1 rRNA gene is annotated in these 3071 nt (G+C 51.9%); it reads left to right on the top strand.

From position 1 onward, the window contains the following. Positions 1-151: 151 nt before the first annotated feature. A 23S ribosomal RNA gene (locus tag ACIPOO_RS27600) occupies positions 152-3044 on the top strand. The last annotated feature ends 27 nt before the right edge of the window (positions 3045-3071 follow it).

Genomic DNA, 3071 nt, shown 5'->3' with positions numbered 1-3071 from the left:
AGATCGTTCTTTAAAAATTCGGGTATGTGATAGAAAGATAGACTGAAGGCCACTTTCACTGGTGGATCTTCAGGCTAAGGTAAAGTTTGTGAAATGCAAACTTTCGGCGAATGTCGTCTTCACAGTATAACCAGATTGCTTGGGGTTATATGGTCAAGTGAAGAAGCGCATACGGTGGATGCCTTGGCAGTCAGAGGCGATGAAAGACGTGGTAGCCTGCGAAAAGCTTCGGGGAGTCGGCAAACAGACTGTGATCCGGAGGTGTCTGAATGGGGGAACCCAGCTGTCATAAGACAGTTATCTTGCACTGAATACATAGGTGCAAGAGGCGAACCAGGGGAACTGAAACATCTAAGTACCCTGAGGAAAAGAAATCAACCGAGATTCCCTTAGTAGTGGCGAGCGAACGGGGACCAGCCCTTAAGTTGATTTGAGATTAGCGGAACGCTCTGGAAAGTGCGGCCATAGTGGGTGATAGCCCTGTACGCGAAAATCTCTTGTCAATGAAATCGAGTAGGACGGGGCACGAGAAACCTTGTCTGAACATGGGGGGACCATCCTCCAAGGCTAAATACTACTGACTGACCGATAGTGAACCAGTACCGTGAGGGAAAGGCGAAAAGAACCGCGGAGAGCGGAGTGAAATAGATCCTGAAACCGTATGCGTACAAGCAGTGGGAGCCCACTTTGTTGGGTGACTGCGTACCTTTTGTATAATGGGTCAGCGACTTATTTTCAGTGGCGAGCTTAACCGAATAGGGGAGGCGTAGCGAAAGCGAGTCTTAATAGGGCGTCTAGTCGCTGGGAATAGACCCGAAACCGGGCGATCTATCCATGGGCAGGTTGAAGGTTAGGTAACACTGACTGGAGGACCGAACCGACTACCGTTGAAAAGTTAGCGGATGACCTGTGGATCGGAGTGAAAGGCTAATCAAGCTCGGAGATAGCTGGTTCTCCTCGAAAGCTATTTAGGTAGCGCCTCATGTATCACTGTAGGGGGTAGAGCACTGTTTCGGCTAGGGGGTCATCCCGACTTACCAAACCGATGCAAACTCCGAATACCTACAAGTGCCGAGCATGGGAGACACACGGCGGGTGCTAACGTCCGTCGTGAAAAGGGAAACAACCCAGACCGTCAGCTAAGGTCCCAAAGTCATGGTTAAGTGGGAAACGATGTGGGAAGGCTTAGACAGCTAGGAGGTTGGCTTAGAAGCAGCCACCCTTTAAAGAAAGCGTAATAGCTCACTAGTCGAGTCGGCCTGCGCGGAAGATGTAACGGGGCTCAAACCATGCACCGAAGCTACGGGTATCACCTTCGGGTGATGCGGTAGAGGAGCGTTCTGTAAGCCTGTGAAGGTGAGTTGAGAAGCTTGCTGGAGGTATCAGAAGTGCGAATGCTGACATGAGTAACGACAATGGGTGTGAAAAACACCCACGCCGAAAGACCAAGGTTTCCTGCGCAACGTTAATCGACGCAGGGTTAGTCGGTCCCTAAGGCGAGGCTGAAAAGCGTAGTCGATGGAAAACAGGTTAATATTCCTGTACTTCTGGTTATTGCGATGGAGGGACGGAGAAGGCTAGGCCAGCCTGGCGTTGGTTGTCCAGGTTTAAGGTGGTAGGCTGGGATCTTAGGTAAATCCGGGATCCTAAGGCCGAGAGCTGATGACGAGTGTTCTTCTGAACACGAAGTGGTTGATGCCATGCTTCCAAGAAAAGCTTCTAAGCTTCAGGTAACCAGGAACCGTACCCCAAACCGACACAGGTGGTTGGGTAGAGAATACCAAGGCGCTTGAGAGAACTCGGGTGAAGGAACTAGGCAAAATGGCACCGTAACTTCGGGAGAAGGTGCGCCGGTGAGGGTGAAGGACTTGCTCCGTAAGCCCATGCCGGTCGAAGATACCAGGCCGCTGCGACTGTTTATTAAAAACACAGCACTCTGCAAACACGAAAGTGGACGTATAGGGTGTGACGCCTGCCCGGTGCCGGAAGGTTAATTGATGGGGTTAGCTAACGCGAAGCTCTTGATCGAAGCCCCGGTAAACGGCGGCCGTAACTATAACGGTCCTAAGGTAGCGAAATTCCTTGTCGGGTAAGTTCCGACCTGCACGAATGGCGTAACGATGGCGGCGCTGTCTCCACCCGAGACTCAGTGAAATTGAAATCGCTGTGAAGATGCAGTGTATCCGCGGCTAGACGGAAAGACCCCGTGAACCTTTACTATAGCTTTGCACTGGACTTTGAATTTGCTTGTGTAGGATAGGTGGGAGGCTTTGAAGCGTGGACGCCAGTCTGCGTGGAGCCATCCTTGAAATACCACCCTGGCAACTTTGAGGTTCTAACTCAGGTCCGTTATCCGGATCGAGGACAGTGTATGGTGGGTAGTTTGACTGGGGCGGTCTCCTCCTAAAGAGTAACGGAGGAGTACGAAGGTGCGCTCAGACCGGTCGGAAATCGGTCGTAGAGTATAAAGGCAAAAGCGCGCTTGACTGCGAGACAGACACGTCGAGCAGGTACGAAAGTAGGTCTTAGTGATCCGGTGGTTCTGTATGGAAGGGCCATCGCTCAACGGATAAAAGGTACTCCGGGGATAACAGGCTGATACCGCCCAAGAGTTCATATCGACGGCGGTGTTTGGCACCTCGATGTCGGCTCATCACATCCTGGGGCTGAAGCCGGTCCCAAGGGTATGGCTGTTCGCCATTTAAAGTGGTACGCGAGCTGGGTTTAGAACGTCGTGAGACAGTTCGGTCCCTATCTGCCGTGGACGTTTGAGATTTGAGAGGGGCTGCTCCTAGTACGAGAGGACCGGAGTGGACGAACCTCTGGTGTTCCGGTTGTCACGCCAGTGGCATTGCCGGGTAGCTATGTTCGGAAAAGATAACCGCTGAAAGCATCTAAGCGGGAAACTTGCCTCAAGATGAGATCTCACTGGAACCTTGAGTTCCCTGAAGGGCCGTCGAAGACTACGACGTTGATAGGTTGGGTGTGTAAGCGCTGTGAGGCGTTGAGCTAACCAATACTAATTGCCCGTGAGGCTTGACCATATAACACCCAAGCAATCTGCGACTCGA

Source organism: Pseudomonas sp. NPDC090201, assembly GCF_044746825.1.
Classification (GTDB): domain Bacteria; phylum Pseudomonadota; class Gammaproteobacteria; order Pseudomonadales; family Pseudomonadaceae; genus Aquipseudomonas; species Aquipseudomonas putida_AD.
Note: the sequence above shows the minus strand (reverse complement) of the source record. Positions and strands in the feature narration are given on the sequence as shown.